This is a genomic window from Nitrobacter sp. TKz-YC02 (assembly GCF_049852135.1).
Taxonomy (GTDB): domain Bacteria; phylum Pseudomonadota; class Alphaproteobacteria; order Rhizobiales; family Xanthobacteraceae; genus Nitrobacter; species Nitrobacter vulgaris.
Genome location: NZ_CP180728.1, coordinates 96,075 through 114,890, shown reverse-complemented (window position 1 = coordinate 114,890; position 18,816 = coordinate 96,075). Strand labels below are relative to the sequence as shown.

The window sequence follows — 18,816 nt, the reverse complement described above, 5'->3', positions numbered from 1 at the left end:
CGCCGCTCGCGGACTTAAATACTGCGATGTCAGCCGACTGAATGCGCTTTATAGCGAAGTATATCCTTGGGCTTGAATGCGAGAATCAAAGACCACTGGCCGATATTGGTTGCTGGTAGTTTTGAATTCGACATTCACGCCCGGGACGCCCGGCTAGGTGGGTCGCGAATGTCAAATTCACTCCACTAGCGCGGCCGGATACCGTCACGAACCGCGCGGAAGCGCGAAAAAGCTTCAGACCACCCATCCCGCGGTGTACTTCCGATCAGACGCATTGCCGTTTTTCCGCTGCCAAACACCAGCCACTGCACGACCGTCACTGGCGTATTCGTTCGTGTGTTAGTGCCGTCGATCCGCGTTTCAAAACCGGGCGATCCGTTGATCCGCATCGACTCCGACATGGTGATACGTCCCTCACGCAGGTTCGGGATCGTGGCCGCGATATCGCGCGCAAACCTGTCCCGATCGTCCGGTCGTTCCGGGACCGAACCGATCGGGCTGATAATCATAAAGGCTTTGCTGTCGATGTCGTTTTCCGCTTCTGCATCGGAAAGCAGGATAACTGCTCCTGGTGCTAGTGTGCGGATCAATTTGAAGGAGCTCAATTCGCTCAGCTTGAAGGGTAGCAGGCCGAGTTGCTCCTCGACCGGTACGTCCTTGCGCAAGGCGACCGTTGCGAACATCTTTCGCACCGCTTCATCGGAATAGATCTTTCCGACGTTCTCTGGCACCTGCGCTGCGACGTATCCGGAAAATGTACCGCCCGAAATCACCATTGAATAGCGCCGGACATTGTCGTCGCCGTTCTTGGCCGCCTCGACGACGAAATAACCCTGTCCGCTCGCGGTCTCGAGGCCTTGCGGCTTTTGGCCTCGAGGGTCGGCCACGTTCGATTTGGCGACGTTTTCCACGTCTCTGAAGGCGGTGACGGGGAGTTCGGCGACGATGACCTTGACCCGCTGATCCGCGGTTTCGAAGCCCGGAAATGTCTTTGCCGGGGTCAGACCTATCAGCGGAACCAGCCCGATCCGGCTGCCCGGCGCATAGACCACGTCGTCGGCGAGGGCCGGATTTGCGCTGCTCAATATACAAAGAGCGATCAATACGTGCAGAAGGTGTCTCATGCGCGCTTATTGGATTTGCATTAAGGCCGTTCAATGATCGCCAGGCTGGCGGTTCTGGAAGGGGATTTGACTGCCGCCTCAAGCGCATGATTCGTCGGCAATCGGCCGAACCTCTCGTCGCTGTTGTGCGGCGGCCTACCACCGTTTTGATTATGAGACCAAGGTGTCCGGTGAGGCTGGGTTAATTATCTGCTTATTCGGGCCGTCCCTGGCTGTCCGGGATTGCAAAAGAATCGCGTTTTCATCCGGTGGAGAGTGGTCTGGTCCTTGCAGCCCCCACCCCCCCTCCTATATGAGGCTCACCGTCGCTAATCGCGAGTAATTGATATCTGGGGGTCTGGATGAGGGTGCCGCCAGGGCCTGGCCGGACTGCCGCAACAAGAAGGATATGAGGACCATGGGAAAGGTCATTGGGATCGACCTCGGCACCACGAATTCGTGCGTGGCGGTAATGGACGGCAAGGCGCCGAAAGTCATCGAAAACGCGGAAGGGATGCGGACCACGCCGTCCATCGTTGCCTTTAGCGATGATGGCGAGCGTCTCGTCGGGCAGCCGGCCAAGCGCCAAGCTGTGACCAATCCCGAGCGGACCATTTTCGCCGTCAAGCGTCTGATCGGCCGGCGGTACGACGACCCCACGGTTGAAAAGGACAAGAAGCTTGTCCCTTACAAGATCTCGAAAGCCGGCAACGGCGACGCCTGGGTCGAGGTCGACGGCAAGACCTATTCGCCGTCGCAGATTTCAGCCTTCACGCTTCAAAAGATGAAGGAGACTGCCGAGGCACATCTCGGTCAGAAGGTTGATCAGGCTGTCATTACAGTTCCTGCCTATTTCAACGACGCGCAACGCCAGGCGACCAAGGACGCCGGCAAGATCGCGGGCCTCGAAGTGCTGCGCATCATCAACGAGCCGACCGCGGCCGCGCTTGCCTATGGCCTCGACAAGTCGAAGGCCGGCACCATCGCTGTGTACGATCTGGGCGGCGGCACCTTCGACGTGTCGATCCTCGAGATCGGCGACGGCGTGTTTGAGGTGAAGTCGACCAACGGCGATACGTTCCTGGGCGGCGAAGACTTCGACATGCGCCTGGTCAACTATCTGGCCGACGAATTTCAGAAGGAGCAGGGCATCAACCTGCGCAACGACAAGCTGGCCTTGCAGCGGCTGAAGGAAGCCGCCGAGAAGGCCAAGATCGAACTGTCGTCGACCACGCAGACCGAAATCAACCTACCGTTCATCACCGCTGACCAGTCAGGTCCGAAGCATCTGACGATGAAGCTCACCCGCGCCAAATTCGAGGCGCTGGTCGACGATCTGGTTCAGAAGACGATCGAGCCGTGCCGCAAGGCGCTGAAGGACGCCGGCCTGACGGCGGGCGAAATCGGCGAAGTGGTGCTGGTCGGCGGCATGACCCGCATGCCGAAGGTCCAGGAAGTCGTCAAGCAGTTGTTTGGCAAGGAGCCGCACAAGGGGGTCAACCCGGACGAGGTTGTCGCGATCGGCGCGGCGATCCAGGCCGGCGTGCTGCAGGGCGACGTCAAGGACGTGCTGCTGCTTGACGTCACGCCGCTGTCGCTCGGCATCGAGACGCTGGGCGGCGTGTTCACCCGCATCATCGATCGCAACACCACGATCCCGACCAAGAAGAGCCAGGTGTTCTCAACAGCCGAGGACAACCAGAATGCCGTCACCATCCGCGTTTTCCAGGGCGAGCGTGAGATGGCGGCCGACAACAAGGTTCTCGGCCAGTTCGATCTGATGGGCATTCCGCCCGCTCCGCGCGGCATGCCGCAGATCGAGGTGACGTTCGACATCGACGCCAACGGCATCGTCAACGTCTCGGCGAAGGACAAGGCGACCGGCAAGGAACAGCAGATCCGTATCCAGGCCTCGGGAGGCTTGTCGGAGGCCGACATCGAGAAGATGGTCAAGGACGCGGAAGTGAACGCAGCCGAGGACAAAAAGCGACGCGAGTCCGTCGACGCCAAGAACCACGCCGACAGTCTGGTGCACTCGACCGAGAAGGCTCTCGCCGAGCACGGCTCGAAGATCGAGGAAAGCGAACGCCGCTCCATTGAGGATGCCGTCAGCGATCTGAAGGAGGCGCTGAAGGGCGACGACGCCGAGGCGATCAAGGCTAAAACCAACACGTTGGCGCAGGTATCTATGAAACTCGGCGAGGCCATGTACAAACAGCAGGCGGAGGCCGATGCGGCCAAGGACGCCGCGAAGGATGATGTCGTCGATGCCGAATTTACCGAAGTCGACGACGACAAGAACAAGAAGTCTGCTTAATCGGCAGGGATGACCATGGCCCCGGCCCCCAAGGAGTGCGCAGCGCGTCTCGGAGGAGGGGGTCATGTTTGTTTAGGCGGGACGCATCCAGCGACAAGCGAATTTCTGACGCGTTTTCCGGGATAAAACGACGTTCGGGCGGAATGGACTGATGTCGACCAAGCGCTGTTACTACGAAACCCTTGAGGTCGAGCGGAGTGCGGACGACACCAAACTCAAGGCGGCCTTCCGCAAGCTGGCGATGAAATGGCACCCGGACAGGAATCCGGGCGACGCGTCCAGTGAGGTGCGTTTCAAAGAAATCAACGAGGCCTATGAAGTTCTGAAGGACGGCAACAAGCGGGCGGCTTACGACCGCTTCGGTCATGCCGCGTTCGAGCAGGGCGGCATGGGTGGCGGTGGCCCCGGGTTCGGAGCCGGCTTCGCCTCATCATTCTCTGACATCTTCGAGGACTTGTTTGGAATGGCCGGCCAGCGCGGTCGTACCGGCGGTCGCGAACGAGGCGGAGATCTTCGATACAACATGGAGATCACGCTGGAGGAGGCTTTTCAGGGTAAGACTGCTCAGGTCGAAATCCCAGTCTCGGTGACTTGCGAATCCTGCTCAGGCACAGGCGCCAAGGCCGGGACCAAGCCGAAGAACTGTTCGATGTGCGGCGGCGCTGGCCGGATTCGCCAAGCCCAGGGATTCTTCACGCTGGAGCGCACCTGTCCTGGCTGTCAGGGGCGGGGCCAGATGATTGAGGATCCCTGTCCGTCCTGCGGCGGGTCAGGCCGCGTCAACCGGGAACGCTCGCTATCGGTCAATATTCCCGCCGGCGTCGAGGATGGCACCCGCATTCGCCTGGCCGGCGAGGGTGAGGCGGGAATTCGTGGCGGCCCCCCGGGTGATCTCTACATTTTCCTCTCGCTGGCTCCGCATGAGTTCTTTCAGCGAGACGGTGCCGATCTGCATTGTCGCGTTCCGATCTCAATGGTCACTGCCGCGCTTGGTGGAGAACTTGAGGTGCCGACCATCGACAAGAGCAAGACCAAGGTGAGGGTGCCGTCTGGGACCCAGTCAGGCCGCCGTTTCCGCGTTGCAACAAAGGGGATGCCAGTGCTGCGCTCCCGTCAGACCGGCGACATGTATGTGCAGATGGTGGTCGAAACGCCGCAAAATCTGACCAAGAGGCAACAGGATCTCTTGGTCGAGTTCGAAAAGCTATCTTCGGGTGAGACCCAACCCGAGACGGCAGGTTTCTTCACTAAGGTCAAAGACTTCTTCGGCACTCGCGCCACTCCGTAATGACCGTTTTGCTTGACCGTGTCGATTGTCGGTTGTACCTGTGTATAACTTAAGCCTGACTTCCTGCCAGTAGTGACCCACCTGGGTGCGAAATGCCTTTGCAATTGTCCGCGCGTGCGTCAAAGAAACCCCTTCGTCTTGACGACGAGGTACGTTTTCTCCGCTCGTGGATTGAAAAGCCGCTCCATATGGGTGCCGTCATGCCGTCCGGCCGCATCCTGGCACGCACGATGGCGCAGTATGTCGATGTCGGATCGTCTGATCCGGTCATCGAACTGGGACCGGGGACCGGTGCGATCACCAACGCGCTGATTGAGCACGGCGTCGATCAGAAGCGGTTGGTGTTGGTTGAATATGATCCTGGTTTTTGTGCGCTGCTTCGCGACCGTTACCCGCAGGCAACGGTTGTGCAGGGTGATGCCTATACGTTGCGAGATTCGCTGTGGAACGTGCTGAGCGCTCGCGCCTCGGCAATTGTCTCCGGGCTGCCGCTTGTCACCAAGCCGATGTTGACCCGGCTCAAGTTGATCCGGGACGCCTTTGCGACACTCGCCCCCGGCGCCCCGTTCGTGCAGTTCACCTATTCGGTCGTCCCTCCCATTCCCAAATCTCTCCCTGGTATTTCGACCGAAGCGTCCGAGCGGATTTGGATGAACCTCCCTCCTGCACGCGTCTGGGTCTATCGCAAGGGCTGATGCGCTCGGTGGCGGTTCAGAGGCTCGCTTTTTTCTCTGCGAGCGGTTCAAGCGAACTTCTGAGCCCAAACCACACGATAGCGTTTTCGAGCGAAGTGAGATCCGGTTCGCGTGAAGAAGCGCATCTAATCAATAGACGGAGTCTTTCACCGTTTCCGTAAAACGGGGAAAGAGAATTATAAACTTGCTAGTGCCCGTTCGAATCTGAAGTCCGCTCTGGAAGGCGCCGCACATGAGGCAAACTTCAGATTCAGGGCACGAGCGTGGCGGCTGGTGTCCCTGCAATGCGATCGACAGCTCTGTTCGCACCGAAAATTCTCATCATTCCCGGCTCGCTTCGCACCGGCTCGCAGAATGCAAGGCTTGCCGCCGTCGTAGCCGAGGAATTTGCTCGAGCCGATGTCGAGGTCACCCGAATTTCGCTGGGAGATTTCCCGATGCCGATCTACGACGCCGATCTGCAAGCAAATTCCGGCGTGCCCGCAAGCGCCACCAACCTCAAGCAGATGATTGGGGCGCATCATGGGATTCTTATCGTGACGCCCGACTACAACGCCTCGCTGCCGCCACTGCTCAAGAATGCGATCGACTGGATATCGTGCGTACAAAGTCCGCATGAAGGACGAGGTCAGGTTTTCCATGAACGTGCGTTCGCGATCGCCTCGGCCTCCGCGGGCCGGTTTGGCGGCGCAAGATGTCTGGCTCAGTTGCGTCTGATCCTTACGGCGTGCGGGGCGATGGTGATTCCTAATCAGCTCGCGCTGTCGTTTGCTGATGACGCCTATGACGATATGGAACGGTTGAAGCGTTCGGCGGATGCGGATGCGCTGAAAAAGATGGTACGCCAGTTGATCACCATCGCCGGGGATACGCGATGAGGCCGCGCCTGATGTGAGGCACTGCGCTGATCTAGACCTGATCGGTTGCCGCGAAACGCAGCCCCCGCTATACCCGAAAAGCATTTGAGGAGTCGTGGCTGACATGCGTTTGATCGTTGCAGGAGCAGGCGGCCGGATGGGTCGCGCGCTGGTGCGCGCGATCGCGGAAAGCGGTGACGCAGTGCTGGCCGGCGCGCTTGAGGCGCCCGGATCCGAGCTGATCGGGAAAGACGCCGCCGTCCTGGCCGGACTTCCCGCCAGCGGAATCGAAGTGTCGGCCGATCTCTGGTCATTATCGGCAAATGCTGACGGTATTTTGGATTTTACGGTTCCGGCCGCGACCATCGCGAATGTTGCCGTCGCTGCCGAGCGGGGCCTGGTTCATGTCATCGGCACCACGGGACTCTCAGCGTCGGATATGGCGGTGATCCGAAGCGTGACCTCACGCACGGCGGTTGTGCAGTCGGGCAATATGAGTCTGGGCGTTAATCTGCTCGCCGCGCTGGTGAAGCGGATGGCGCAATCACTCGACGAGAGTTTCGATATTGAGATTCTCGAGATGCATCACAGAGCCAAGATCGATGCGCCTTCGGGCACCGCGTTGATGTTGGGACAGGCGGCGGCTGACGGCCGCAAGATCGGGCTGGATGAGCGCGCGGTACGCGGGCGAGATGGCCTTACCGGCGCCCGCAAAGCGGGCGACATCGGTTTTGCCTCGCTCCGTGGCGGCTCCGTGTCCGGAGATCACAGCGTCATCTTCGCGGGTCCATATGAGCGCATAACGTTGTCGCATCACGCCGAAGACCGGATGATCTTTGCCCATGGTGCGTTGAAGGCCGCGAAGTGGGCGCGCGGCAAGGCGCCCGGGCTTTATTCAATGGCCGACGTGCTTGGGTTGGGCGTTTAGAGAAACGGAGCAGGCAGAATGAGCGAACGTCTTCTGGTGCTCGTGCGTCACGGCCAGAGCGAATGGAATCTGAAAAATCTGTTCACTGGCTGGAAGGATCCGGATCTGACGGATCTTGGCGTGACGGAAGCGAAGGATGCAGGGCGCAAGCTGAAGGGGCAGGGCTTTGTTTTCGACGTTGCCTTTACCTCGACCTTGATCCGCGCCGAGCACACGCTCGACCTTGTGCTGAAGGAATTAAGCCAGACCGGAATTCCGGTCAGGAAAGATCAAGCGCTGAACGAACGGGACTATGGCGATCTTTCGGGTCTCAACAAGGACGAGGCTCGCAAGAAATGGGGTGACGAACAGGTGCTGATCTGGCGCCGCTCGTATGACGTGCCTCCGCCCGGCGGCGAGAGCTTGAAAGATACGCTGGCGCGCACGCTGCCGTACTTCGTGCAGGAAATCCTGCCATGCGTCCTCCGTGGCGAGTGCACGCTTGTGGCGGCGCACGGCAATTCGCTGCGCGCGCTTGTCATGGTGCTGGAAAAACTATCGCAGGAGCAGATTCTCAAGCGCGAACTGGCAACCGGTGCGCCCGTGATCTATCGGCTCAATGCCGATGCGACGGTGGCCTCGAAACTTGATCTCGCGGCCTGATAAACTTCATTCTAAAGTCTTTTCGCCGCTTCACGGAACCAGTGAAGACTCTAGTTTTTTGATTTGACGCATTTTCTTCACGCAAACCGGGATTCCCCTTCGCTCGAAAAGGCTATAGGCCGATCTGCCCGGCTTCCCACCCCAGCATTGCTTGCTTGCGGGTGAGTCCCCAGTGATACCCGGTCAGCGCGCCACTTTTGCCGAGCACGCGATGGCAGGGCACGACGAATGATACGGGGTTCTTGCCGACGGCGGCGCCCACAGCGCGCGAGGCGTTCGGGCGATCGACGTTGGCAGCGATGCTCGAATAGGTCGTGGCCTTTCCCATGGGAATCCTGAGCAAGGTCTGCCAGACCCGAACCTCGAAATCCGTCCCGATCAGAACCACACGCAGCGGCTGATCTGCTCGCCAGAGCCTCGTATCGAACACGCGTTGCGCCAGCATCGCCGTTTGGGCTTGATCCTCGACATAGGTTGCGTTGGGCCACCGCCGTTTCATGTCGGCCAGCGCGGTCTGCTCCTCGCCTGGGTCGGCGAAAGCGAGGCCGGCAAGTCCGCGGTCGCTGGCGATCACGATCGCGGCTCCGAATGGCGAGGGGTGAAAGCCGAAAGCGAGCTTCATGCCGGAGCCGCCATTCTTCCATTCGCCGGGTGACATCGCTTCATGCGTGATGAACAAGTCGTGCAGGCGGCCTGGACCGGAGAGTCCGGAGTCGAGGGCTGCATCGAGCACGCTGGCTGAATTGCGCAACAGTCCCTTGGCGTGGTCGAGCGTCAGCGCCTGCATGAACAACTTCGGAGTCAGGCCTGCCCAGCGCCGGAACAGCTGATGCAGTTCGTCGGGCGTCACTCCAGCGGAGTCAGCCATCGCTGCGATGGGAGGCTGCGAGCGCCAGTTTTCCGAGATGAAGGCGATAGCTCGCCGTACGGCGTCGTAGTCACGCAATGCGGCACCCGGAGCGTCCGTGATGCAAGAATCATTCGGAGCGAGATTTTTCGTGAGCGTCATCATGCCCAAGATGTAAAACGGCTGCCGTCTCGCGGCCACCCGATTTACCGCGGCCCTCAGGTCGCCAGATTGTAGGTCGGTCCGCGTTTTGCGAGCTGGAGCGCTGCTGATAAGGCTTTAACGAAACTCAACTTCTCGTCCGGACCAAGAAAACTTGCGATCGAAATCCGGCGGCCGCGCGAAACCAGATAAAGCCGCTCAATGCCATATTCCTCGTGGATTTTCTGGTCGAGATGCACCCACAGCGGATTGGAAACCCACTCGACGATGTGACCGCGGTGACTGGTGCGCCGCACCCGCAACTCATAATGGGTGATGGAGATTTCCTCGGTCGCTTGGGCGCGCCGGAAGTTGATGCGGAAAGCCCAGTAGATGGCGAGGACGTCGAGACCTAAAAAGCCGAACACCGGCCAGGCGCCCATCATCAGGAATATCATTCCCGCGACAAAGCTTCCCACGGCTACAATCGTCATCATCACAACAAATCCGGTTTGAGACAACGAGCGATGGGGCGTCAGCAGCGCTGAAAACAGCGTCTGTTCGGGTAACTTCGGACCAGGCTGTGTATGGTCTAATGTCATTGGAAATCCACTATACCACGATCATGTCTAAAAACACCCGCCGCACATTTTCAAGGCTGAAGCCCGCTGGCGCCGGGACCGACAAACCACCCTCGAACAGCCCTGCGGCGAATTCTCGGCAGCAAAAAACCGCCGCGGCGAAATCGGAGCCGCTCCGGGCGGCAAAGAAAAAGAAGATCGGAAAGCCGGCGGGGCCGATCTGCAAGGCCAAGCAGCCATCTAGAGCGACGCAGGGATCCGCGGTGCTCTCGCCACCCCTTAAGCCCTGGACGCCGGCCGAAGTCCGCGAAGCCTTTGTGCGCTTCCGCAAAGCCAATCCCGAGCCCAAGGGCGAGCTCGAGCACCTCAACCCCTACACGCTGCTCGTCGCCGTGGTGCTGTCGGCTCAGGCGACCGACGCCGGCGTCAACAAGGCCACTCGGGAGTTGTTTGCTATCGCCGACACGCCAGCCAGGATGCTGGCGCTCGGGGAGGAGAAGGTCCGCGACTTTATCAAGACCATCGGGCTCTATCGCACCAAGGCGAGAAATATCATCGCGCTCTCGGAAAAACTGCTTGCGGAGTTTGATGGCGAGGTTCCGCACAGCCGGGCAGGGATCGAATCGTTGCCCGGCGCGGGACGCAAGACCGCCAATGTCGTGCTCAACATGGCCTTCGGGGAACACACCATGGCGGTTGACACTCATGTTTTCCGCGTCGCCAATCGCACCGGTATGGCGCCAGGCAAGACGCCTCTTGACGTCGAGCTTGGGCTTGAACGCGTCATCCCCGACCAATTTATGCTGCATGCGCATCACTGGCTGATCCTGCATGGACGCTACACTTGCCTAGCGCGATCTCCGCGCTGCGCAGTGTGCCCAATCAATGACCTGTGCCGTTGGCCCGAAAAGACGCTAGAGGGCTCCCGGTCATAATCGTCCTGCTTTGCAGATACCTATATTCTCAACAGTAACAAGATACCCCGCACTAAGTTCCCGTGAATCGGATCGGCAGCGCATGCTTTCGCGAAAAAACGAAAAGGCCCCGGCGGCGAACCGGGGCCTTTGACGCGAGGTAGGACTTTTTTGCTGCGCTTATTTGGTGTCGGTGCGCTGTTTCAGGGCGGTGCCGAGGATGTCACCCAGCGTCGCGCCAGAGTCGGAGGAGCCATACTGCGCGATGGCTTCCTTCTCTTCGGCCACTTCGAGCGCCTTGATCGAGACTTGCACCTTGCGGGCCTTCTTGTCGAACTGGATGACACGGGCATCGACCTTTTCGCCGACGGCGAAACGCTCGCTGCGCTGGTCGTTGCGGTCCCGCGCCAGTTCCGAGCGCTTGATGAAGGTCTGGAACTCGGTGCCGGAAATCTGCACCTCGATGCCGCCGTCCTTGACCTCAAGCACCTCGCAGGTGACGACCGCGCCCTTCTTGACGTCGCCCGGTTCGGCAAACGGGTCGCCCTCGAGCTGCTTGACGCCAAGCGAGATGCGCTCCTTCTCGACATCGACGTCGAGCACGACGGCCTTGACCATGTCGCCGCGCTTGAAGTTGTCGATGACCTGCTCGCCCGGCTGCTTCCAGTCGAGGTCGGAGAGGTGGACCATGCCGTCGACATCGCCCTCCAGGCCCAGGAACAGGCCGAACTCGGTCTTGTTCTTGACCTCGCCCTCCACGGTCGATCCGACCGGGTGCTTCTCGACGAATGCCTCCCAGGGATTGCGCATGGTTTGCTTGAGGCCGAGCGAGATGCGGCGCTTGACGCTGTCGACCTCGAGCACCTGCACCTCGACTTCCTGCGAGGTCGAGACGATCTTGCCCGGATGCATGTTCTTCTTGGTCCAGGACATTTCCGAGACGTGGATTAGACCCTCGATGCCCGGCTCCAGCTCCACGAAGGCGCCGTAATCGGTGATGTTGGTGACGCGGCCGGTGAAGCGGGAGTTCAGGGGATACTTCGCTTCGATGCCCTGCCAGGGGTCGTCGAGCAGCTGCTTCATGCCGAGCGAGATGCGGTGGGTCTCGTGGTTGATCTTGATGATCTTGACCTTCACCGTCTGGCCGATCGCCAGCACTTCGGTCGGATGGTTGACGCGGCGCCAGGCGATATCCGTGACATGGAGGAGGCCGTCGATGCCTCCAAGATCGACGAAGGCGCCGTAGTCGGTGATGTTTTTCACCACGCCGTCGATCACCTGACCCTCTTCGAGGTTCTGCACCAACTCTTGTCGCTGTTCGGCGCGGGTCTCTTCCAGCACCGTGCGGCGGGAGACCACGATATTGCCGCGCCGGCGATCCATCTTGAGGATCTGGAACGGCTGCGTGTTGTTCATCAGCGGACCGACGTCGCGAATGGGACGGATATCCACCTGGGAGCGCGGCAGGAAGGCGACGGCGCCGTCCAGATCGACGGTGAAGCCGCCCTTGACCTGATTGAAGATGACGCCGTGCACCTTCTCGTTATTCTGGAATGCTTTTTCGAGCTTGCCCCAACTTTCCTCGCGGCGCGCTTTGTCGCGCGACAGCACGGCTTCGCCGAGCGCGTTCTCGATGCGATCAAGGAACACCTCGACCTCGTCGCCGACCTTCAGGGCGCTCTCGCGACCGGGTCCGGAGAATTCGCGCAGCGCCACGCGGCCTTCAGTCTTGAGGCCGACATCGATGACGGCCATGTCCTTCTCGATCGCAACCACCTTGCCCTTGATGACGGAGCTTTCCTGCAGGCTGCCGCCAGCGAAAGACTCATCGAGCATCGCGGCGAAATCGTCACGGGACGGATTGAGGGTATCAGTCGAAGCCATTTGTTCTCCAATGCGGGGTACTTGCCGGCCGTTCGGGTTGATGTGCGTTTCGCGCGGGAAGGGTCAGGGTCCGCAGTCCTGACGACCGTCGTGCAGAGAGCAACAACGGGCCGGCAGAAGCCTTCACGTTCGAGACGATGATTTGGTCCGGAGCCCGATACGAGCGATCAATCGTAAGGACGATCGATATGGAGACTGAGCGGGACATTCCTCCAATGGCGGCGGGAATTTGAAATTCCGGCCGGTCCGCTCGGACAGCCTCGACACTTCGACGATGGTCCGGATGCCGTGGATATACCTTCAAAGCCGCAAACGAACAAGGCTTTTGTCGTCCTACAGCGGTTTCGAGGGAAGTGGATGCCGGGTGGCGTGAATAAACGAGTCAAATCAAAATCATAGAGTTCCGCTTCTGATGAATCACGCGCGGTCTGGACGGCGCCTCACAGCCTCGACGATCGCAATCGCCGCTTTCAGGCCGGCCTCAATGTCAAGATGGGAGTTGTCCAGCACATGGGCGTCCGCGGCCGGCTTCAACGGCGCAACGGGCCGGTTGCGGTCCCGCTCGTCGCGCTTGAGGATATCAGCCAGAACCACCGCCTCATCGGCCTCCTCGCCGCGCGCCCGCGCTTCCAGCGTGCGCCGCCGGGCCCGCACGACAGGATCGGCCACCACGAAAATCTTCACGTCGGCGTCCGGGCAGATCACGGTTCCGATGTCACGGCCGTCAAGCACCGCGCCGGGCGGCTCGGCTGCGAATTGGCGCTGGAAGGTCAGAAGCGCCTCGCGCACTCCGGGAAACGCCGAGACCACCGAGGCGGCCTCGCCGATCGCCCGGGTTTTCAGGGCCGGATGGCCGAATTTTTCCGGGTCGAGCTCATGCGCGGCCGCGACCGCATGTGCCTCGTTGGCCAGGTCCGCGCCGATGTCGAGCAGGGCCTTCGCGACCGCACGATAGATCACCCCGGTATCGAGATGGCGGAAGTGATAGTGATGCGCCAGCCGCTTGCCGAGCGTGCCTTTTCCCGAAGCGGCGGGTCCGTCGATGGCGATGATCATGCGAAATCCGCTCCCAACCGCTGCATCATCGGAACGAAATCGGGGAAGCTCGTGGCGATGAAGGCGATGTCGTCGACCTTGACCGGTGCATCCGACGCACAGCCCATCACCAGCGCCGACATCGCGATGCGATGATCCATGTGGGTGGTGACGAGACCGCCGCCGGGCACTCGGCCACGACCTTCGACGATCAGGTCGTCGCCGACGATCTCGACTGCGACGCCGTTGACGCGCAGCATCGCTGCGGCAGCTTCGAGGCGATCGGATTCCTTGACGCGCAATTCGTGCAGGCCGCGCATTACGGTGGTGCCTTCGGCAAAAGCTGCGGCGACCGAAAGCACGAGATACTCGTCGATCATCGATGGCGCGCGTTCCGCCGGCACCTCGACCCCGCGCAGCTTCGATGCGCGCACGCGCAGTTGCGCCATCGGTTCGCCGGCATCAAGGCGTGTTTCGCTCTCCTCGATCGACGCACCCATCTCGCGCAGCGTGACGAACAGGCCAGTTCGCAACGGGTTTGTCATCACGTCGTCTAGTACGATGTCGGAGCCTGCGGTGATCAGCGCGGCAACAATCGGAAACGCTGCCGATGACGGATCGGCCGGCACAGTGACCCCGGCTCCGTGCAGCTCGGGCTGCCCGGTCAACGATATCCGGCGGCCGTGCGCCTCGTCGGCCACGGACACGATGTCGGCGCCAAAATGCTTCAGCATTAGCTCTGTGTGGTCGCGGCTAGCCTCGCGCTCGATGACCGTCGTGACCCCCGGAGCGGACAATCCCGCCAGGAGCACCGCCGATTTGATTTGCGCCGAGGCCACCGGCGTGCGGTAAACGACCGGCAGCGGATCGTGCGCGCCCTCAAGCGTCAGCGGCAGGCGGCCGCCGTCGCTTTGCGAGATCACCCGCGCGCCCATCAATTCCAGCGGATCGAGAATGCGCCGCATCGGCCGCGAGCGCAACGAGCCGTCGCCATCGAAGGCTGCCCTGATAGGGCAGCCGGCTACCGCGCCCATCACCAGGCGGCATCCAGTGCCTGAATTGCCGAAATCAAGCGGCGCCTGGGGTGTCGCGAATCCGCTGGTGCCGACGCCGCGCACCGACCAGACGATCCCGCCTTTGTCGTCCGTCCGTTCGACCTTCGCTCCCAGCGCCTGCATCGCCCGGGCCGTGTTAAGCACGTCCTCACCCTCGAGAAGGCCCCAGATTCGGGTTTCACCAACCGCCAGCGCGCCCAGGATCAGCGCCCGGTGGGAAATCGATTTGTCTCCGGGCACCCTGACGCGCCCGGTCAATGACTGGCATTTTCGCGCCTCAAGCGGCATGGTCTGGCCGGAAAGAGTCAAGTTGCACGTCCCCGTTGTGGCAGCTGGTATCACAGGGACGACGGCGCGTCACGCCTGCGAGCCGGTCTGCAAAGCGCTATTGACAGGGCCGCCGCAACTAGCCAAGTGAAGCACCGTTTTTCAAGAACTCCCGGGATTCCAACACGTGGCCAAATCCGAGCTCGGAACCAAGCGCATTTGCCCGACGACTGGCAAGAAGTTCTATGATCTGAATAAGAACCCGGTGATCTCGCCCTATACCGGCGAGGTCGTGCCGATCGTCGTGGCGCCGGTTCGGGGGCGCGGCGAGGCCGCCCGCGCCGCCGCTTCTGTGTCTTCCACATCCGACGCTACGCCGGAGGCCGAGACCGAAGAACTGGTTTCGCTGGAGGAGGCCGATGCCGAGGAGAACAGTGGAAAGGTCAAGAAGGCCGTCGTCCCGGAGTCCGAGGATGATATCGAGATCGACGACAGCCTCGACGACGACGAGGACGATGACTCCACCTTCATCGCCGACGAGGAGGAGGGCGACGAGGATGTGACCGATATCATCGGTGACGTAGGAGATGACGAGGAGACTTGAGATCGGCCCTGAACTGTGTTCTGGGTCTTTGCAAATCGTGCCGCTCCCATTGGGTGGGAGTCGGTCGAGGGGCCATAGCTCAGCTGGGAGAGCGCTTGCATGGCATGCAAGAGGTCGGCGGTTCGATCCCGCCTGGCTCCACCATATGCCGTCATCTTCCAAGGCGTGGCGATGTATGCCGGCGCCGGACAAGCGACATCCCTTTTAGCGCCTGTGAGGACAAATGGCGCGATCCTGACCTAATTCCAAAGCCTTAATGGGTATGTCGCACATCTTGAATGGCGTGCAAATCATGCCATATTTTGAGTTGACCGGCTGGGACTACCAGTCGGTCAAGCGGGGGTGCCGCAAGGGCCCTACGCGTTGATCCGCTGAAGTGTGGCGGTTCGGCGATCCGGATCATGCGCCAATAAAGTTGGCGCGCGACCGGACGCAAAGCCGGGTTTCACTTTTGCTGGTCGCGCGCGTCAAAGTCGCTTCGAGAGGACTTTGTAATGTCTCGTGTTCCTTCGTTGTCCAGTCCGTTCCTTTTGGGATTCGACGAGATCGAGCGGGCGCTCGACCGCGTCGTCAAAGGCGCTGACGGCTATCCTCCCTACAACATCGAGCGGTGCGACCGTGACAGCGGTGAGCCCGAACGCCTGCGGATCACGCTGGCGGTGGCGGGATTTACCCGCGACCAGCTTGATGTGACCATTGAGGAAAATCAGCTTGTGATCCGGGGCCGGCAACAGGAGGATAAAGCCCGGCAATATATCCATCGCGGCATTGCCGCGCGCCACTTCCAGCGTACCTTTGTGCTGGCGGAGGGGATGTTGGTGCTGGGCGCGGACCTCAAAAACGGGCTATTGTCTATCGATCTGGCCAGGCCGGAACCTGAAAGGGTCGTTAAGACAATCGCGATCAATGAACACGAATGATGCATGACCCGAAAAAAGACCGGTTATCCGGCAAAAAAAGCTTTCGGGTGCAACGAGTAGCGGACTCGACCGCTTAGTCTAGCAAAAGGAGTCGAGACCATGAGTGAAGTGATTTCTACGTTCCGACCCGAAAACGTTTCGACCGAAGCGCTGGCGCAGCTTGGCGAGGGCCACATTGCCTATGTGAAGCAGGTTCGTTCCGAGGACGTGCCGGATCTGTTTCCGCAGGCTCCGAAAATCGCGCCCGGTCTCATGCTGTTCGCACTGCATGCTGCTGATGGCACGCCGATCATGCTCACCGATTCGCGCGAGGCCGCGGTCGCGAGCGCCTGGAGCAACGAATTGCAGGCCGTCAGCGTTCACTAGCGGTCATGCCGCAAAAAACGGGTACCGGCCTGCGATCAGAATACGAGCAAGTATCCGTTGAATGAGCCGCGTCGATTGCGCGGCGGAGTTGGCGGGAAGCGGCGGCGCGCTGAGCGCTGTCGCTTTCTGGAGCGGGGATGGAGGAGAGGCTAGCCGGTGTTCCGCCGGCATTCGACCCGCAAAATATTGCGATCGATTGATCATGATCGATCCGATCCCCAAATCATCTTTATCGAGGCCCCGCATCCGGCCGCGCGAGGCCTTCGCGGATGACAGCATTCGACGGTTGCATTTGACCTTGAGCGGCCTGCCTGTATGGTCACGCCAAGCTGTTGAACCTTCGGGAAAAACCTTATGCCTGCCTATCGCTCCCGCACTTCCACACACGGTCGCAACATGGCCGGCGCCCGCGGCTTGTGGCGCGCCACCGGTATGAAGAACGAGGACTTCGGCAAGCCGATCATTGCGGTGGTCAACTCCTTCACCCAATTCGTGCCCGGCCACGTTCACCTCAAGGATCTCGGCCAGCTGGTGGCGCGCGAGATCGAGAAGGCCGGCGGCGTTGCCAAGGAATTCAACACCATCGCGGTGGATGACGGCATCGCGATGGGCCACGACGGCATGCTCTACAGTCTGCCCTCGCGCGAGGTCATCGCCGACAGCGTCGAATACATGGTCAACGCGCATTGCGCTGACGCCATGGTCTGCATCTCCAATTGCGACAAGATCACGCCCGGCATGCTGATGGCGTCGCTGCGCCTCAACATTCCATCGGTGTTTGTCTCCGGAGGCCCGATGGAATCGGGCAAGGTCACACTCAACGGCAAGGTCAAGTCCGTCGATCTGATCGACGCCATGGTCGCTGCCGCCGACGACAATGTGAGCGACGCCGATGTCGAGGCGCTCGAACGCGCGGCATGTCCGACCTGCGGCTCGTGCTCGGGCATGTTTACCGCCAACTCGATGAACTGCCTGACCGAAGCGCTCGGCCTCGCATTGCCCGGCAACGGCTCTGTGCTCGCCACCCATGCCGACCGCAAGGGTCTGTTCGTCGAGGCCGGACATCTCATCGTCGATCTCGCGCGGCGCTATTACGAACAGGACGACGAGCGGGTGCTGCCGCGTTCGGTCGCGAGCTTCAAGGCGTTTGAAAACGCGATGACGCTCGATATTTCGATGGGCGGCTCCACCAACACCGTGCTGCATCTGCTCGCCGCGGCCTACGAAGGCGAGGTGCCCTTCACCATGAAGGACATCGACCGGCTGTCGCGCCGCGTGCCGGTCTTGTGCAAGGTCGCACCCTCCGTGCCGGACGTGCATCTGGAAGACGTGCATCGCGCCGGCGGCATCATGGGCATTCTCGGCGAACTCGATCGCGCCGGCCTGATCGATGCTGACCTGCCGACGGTTCACAGCACCTCGCTGAAGGACGCGCTGGAGCGCTGGGACATCAAGCGGACGAAAAGCGAGAGCGTGCGCACCTTCTACATGGCCGCGCCGGGGGGTGTCCGCACCGAAGTCGCGTTCAGTCAGGACAAGCGCTTCGAGGAGCTCGACGCCGACCGCGCCAAAGGTTGCATCCGCGATGCCGAACACGCCTTTTCAAAGGACGGCGGTCTCGCCGTGCTTTACGGCAACATCGCGCGCGACGGCTGCATCGTGAAAACCGCGGGCGTGGACGACAGCATCCTGACCTTCTCAGGTCCCGTGCGCGTTTTCGAAAGCCAGGATGCAGCGGTGGACGCCATCCTTGGCAACAGAATCAAGCCAGGGGATGTGGTGTTGATTCGTTACGAGGGGCCGCGCGGTGGCCCCGGAATGCAGGAGATGCTGTATCCGACCAGCTATCTGAAATCGAAGGGGCTAGGCAAGCAGTGCGCGCTGATCACGGACGGCCGCTTCTCCGGCGGCTCGTCGGGTTTGTCGATCGGCCATGTCTCGCCGGAAGCAGCGGAGGGTGGTGCGATCGGTCTCGTCGAGGAAGGTGACGTCATCGCGTTCGACATTCCGAACCGGAAGGTTCATCTCGACGTCAGCGACGCTGAGCTGGAGCGCCGCCGCGCGGCGATGGAGTCGAGGGGCGACAAGGCGTGGAAGCCGGCCGCTCCGCGCAAGCGCCGCGTGACGATGGCGCTGAAGGCCTACGCTGCGCATGCCACCAGCGCCGCGCTCGGCGCCGTGCGTGTGGTGAAGGAATAGCGTGCTCGGGTTGATGCTTTTCGTCATGGTCGGGCATTGCCGTTCACCGAACGGCGAACGTTGTCCGCCTATGGGCTGAGCATCCATGTCTTCGAATGCCCCGAGACAGAACGACGTGTGTGTCTGACCCAAGATCGGGCATGACAGATCCAGTGCCTGTCGTGAATGTTTGC

The 18,816-nt window shown here is 60.9% G+C and carries 18 protein-coding genes and 1 tRNA gene; 12 read left to right on the top strand and 7 right to left on the bottom strand.

Annotation, left to right across the window (positions count from 1 at the left end):
- Positions 1-185: 185 nt before the first annotated feature.
- Positions 186-1,124 carry a hypothetical protein gene (locus tag ACM561_RS00550; RefSeq protein WP_425907253.1) on the bottom strand — a complete coding sequence of 313 codons (939 nt, stop codon included), beginning with the start codon at positions 1,122-1,124 and terminating at the stop codon, positions 186-188.
- 397 nt (positions 1,125-1,521) lie between these two features.
- Here ACM561_RS00550 and dnaK point away from each other — a divergent pair, with 397 nt between their 5' ends.
- The 6 genes from dnaK to ACM561_RS00520 all read left to right on the top strand — a co-directional run bounded on the left by dnaK (position 1,522) and on the right by ACM561_RS00520 (position 7,830).
- Positions 1,522-3,420 (top strand): molecular chaperone DnaK, encoded by a 1,899-nt coding sequence (gene dnaK, locus ACM561_RS00545; protein WP_425907251.1) that lies wholly within the window; start codon positions 1,522-1,524, stop codon positions 3,418-3,420.
- 151 nt (positions 3,421-3,571) lie between these two features.
- The gene (gene dnaJ, locus ACM561_RS00540; protein WP_425907249.1) at positions 3,572-4,708 is read left to right on the top strand and encodes a molecular chaperone DnaJ; all 1,137 of its coding nucleotides are present in this window, start codon (positions 3,572-3,574) and stop codon (positions 4,706-4,708) included.
- Positions 4,709-4,800: 92 nt separating this feature from the next.
- Positions 4,801-5,403 carry a class I SAM-dependent methyltransferase gene (locus ACM561_RS00535; protein ID WP_425907247.1) on the top strand — a complete coding sequence of 201 codons (603 nt, stop codon included), beginning with the start codon at positions 4,801-4,803 and terminating at the stop codon, positions 5,401-5,403.
- Between the two features lie 284 nt (positions 5,404-5,687).
- Complete coding sequence (locus ACM561_RS00530) at positions 5,688-6,281, top strand: NADPH-dependent FMN reductase (RefSeq protein ID WP_425907245.1); 594 nt, start codon at positions 5,688-5,690, stop codon at positions 6,279-6,281.
- Positions 6,282-6,375: 94 nt separating this feature from the next.
- On the top strand, positions 6,376-7,188 hold the full coding sequence (dapB, locus tag ACM561_RS00525; protein ID WP_425907244.1) for a 4-hydroxy-tetrahydrodipicolinate reductase: 813 nt from the start codon (positions 6,376-6,378) through the stop codon (positions 7,186-7,188).
- Positions 7,189-7,206: 18 nt separating this feature from the next.
- Positions 7,207-7,830, top strand: coding sequence for a 2,3-bisphosphoglycerate-dependent phosphoglycerate mutase (locus ACM561_RS00520; RefSeq protein ID WP_425907242.1), 624 nt, complete (start codon positions 7,207-7,209; stop codon positions 7,828-7,830).
- A gap of 112 nt (positions 7,831-7,942) precedes the next feature.
- Here ACM561_RS00520 and ACM561_RS00515 read toward each other — a convergent pair whose 3' ends face one another.
- The 3 genes from ACM561_RS00515 to ACM561_RS00505 are packed head-to-tail and all read right to left on the bottom strand — an operon-like array spanning position 7,943 to position 9,631.
- Positions 7,943-8,842, bottom strand: a complete 900-nt coding sequence (locus tag ACM561_RS00515; protein WP_425907240.1) for a methylated-DNA--[protein]-cysteine S-methyltransferase — start codon at positions 8,840-8,842, stop codon at positions 7,943-7,945.
- 53 nt (positions 8,843-8,895) lie between these two features.
- A complete protein-coding gene (locus tag ACM561_RS00510; protein ID WP_425907239.1) occupies positions 8,896-9,420 on the bottom strand; it encodes a DUF2244 domain-containing protein in 525 nt (174 codons plus the stop codon).
- 10 nt (positions 9,421-9,430) lie between these two features.
- Entirely contained in the window at positions 9,431-9,631 is a 201-nt protein-coding gene (locus ACM561_RS00505; RefSeq protein WP_425909876.1) for a hypothetical protein, read from the bottom strand.
- Here ACM561_RS00505 and nth point away from each other — a divergent pair.
- Entirely contained in the window at positions 9,597-10,334 is a 738-nt protein-coding gene (nth, locus tag ACM561_RS00500) for an endonuclease III (protein WP_425909848.1), read from the top strand. The genes ACM561_RS00505 and nth overlap by 35 nt on opposite strands.
- Before the next feature lie 159 nt (positions 10,335-10,493).
- Here nth and rpsA read toward each other — a convergent pair whose 3' ends face one another.
- From rpsA to aroA, 3 genes are all read right to left on the bottom strand, one after another.
- On the bottom strand, positions 10,494-12,197 hold the full coding sequence (rpsA, locus tag ACM561_RS00495) for a 30S ribosomal protein S1 (RefSeq protein ID WP_079445218.1): 1,704 nt from the start codon (positions 12,195-12,197) through the stop codon (positions 10,494-10,496).
- Positions 12,198-12,614: 417 nt separating this feature from the next.
- Positions 12,615-13,253 carry a (d)CMP kinase gene (cmk, locus tag ACM561_RS00490; RefSeq protein WP_425907238.1) on the bottom strand — a complete coding sequence of 213 codons (639 nt, stop codon included), beginning with the start codon at positions 13,251-13,253 and terminating at the stop codon, positions 12,615-12,617.
- Positions 13,250-14,596 carry a 3-phosphoshikimate 1-carboxyvinyltransferase gene (gene aroA, locus ACM561_RS00485; RefSeq protein ID WP_425907236.1) on the bottom strand — a complete coding sequence of 449 codons (1,347 nt, stop codon included), beginning with the start codon at positions 14,594-14,596 and terminating at the stop codon, positions 13,250-13,252. The genes cmk and aroA overlap by 4 nt, the downstream gene beginning before the upstream one ends.
- A gap of 145 nt (positions 14,597-14,741) precedes the next feature.
- Between aroA and ACM561_RS00480 the strand changes: the two genes are divergently transcribed.
- The 5 genes from ACM561_RS00480 (at position 14,742) to ilvD (ending at position 18,643) form a co-directional block, all read left to right on the top strand.
- Entirely contained in the window at positions 14,742-15,158 is a 417-nt protein-coding gene (locus ACM561_RS00480; RefSeq protein WP_425907234.1) for a TIGR02300 family protein, read from the top strand.
- Between the two features lie 68 nt (positions 15,159-15,226).
- Positions 15,227-15,302: transfer RNA gene (locus tag ACM561_RS00475), tRNA-Ala, on the top strand.
- A gap of 350 nt (positions 15,303-15,652) precedes the next feature.
- Positions 15,653-16,078 carry an Hsp20 family protein gene (locus tag ACM561_RS00470; protein ID WP_009796516.1) on the top strand — a complete coding sequence of 142 codons (426 nt, stop codon included), beginning with the start codon at positions 15,653-15,655 and terminating at the stop codon, positions 16,076-16,078.
- Between the two features lie 99 nt (positions 16,079-16,177).
- Complete coding sequence (locus ACM561_RS00465; protein WP_079445222.1) at positions 16,178-16,444, top strand: DUF1150 family protein; 267 nt, start codon at positions 16,178-16,180, stop codon at positions 16,442-16,444.
- 354 nt (positions 16,445-16,798) lie between these two features.
- Positions 16,799-18,643 carry a dihydroxy-acid dehydratase gene (gene ilvD, locus ACM561_RS00460; protein ID WP_425907231.1) on the top strand — a complete coding sequence of 615 codons (1,845 nt, stop codon included), beginning with the start codon at positions 16,799-16,801 and terminating at the stop codon, positions 18,641-18,643.
- Positions 18,644-18,816 lie beyond the last annotated feature (173 nt).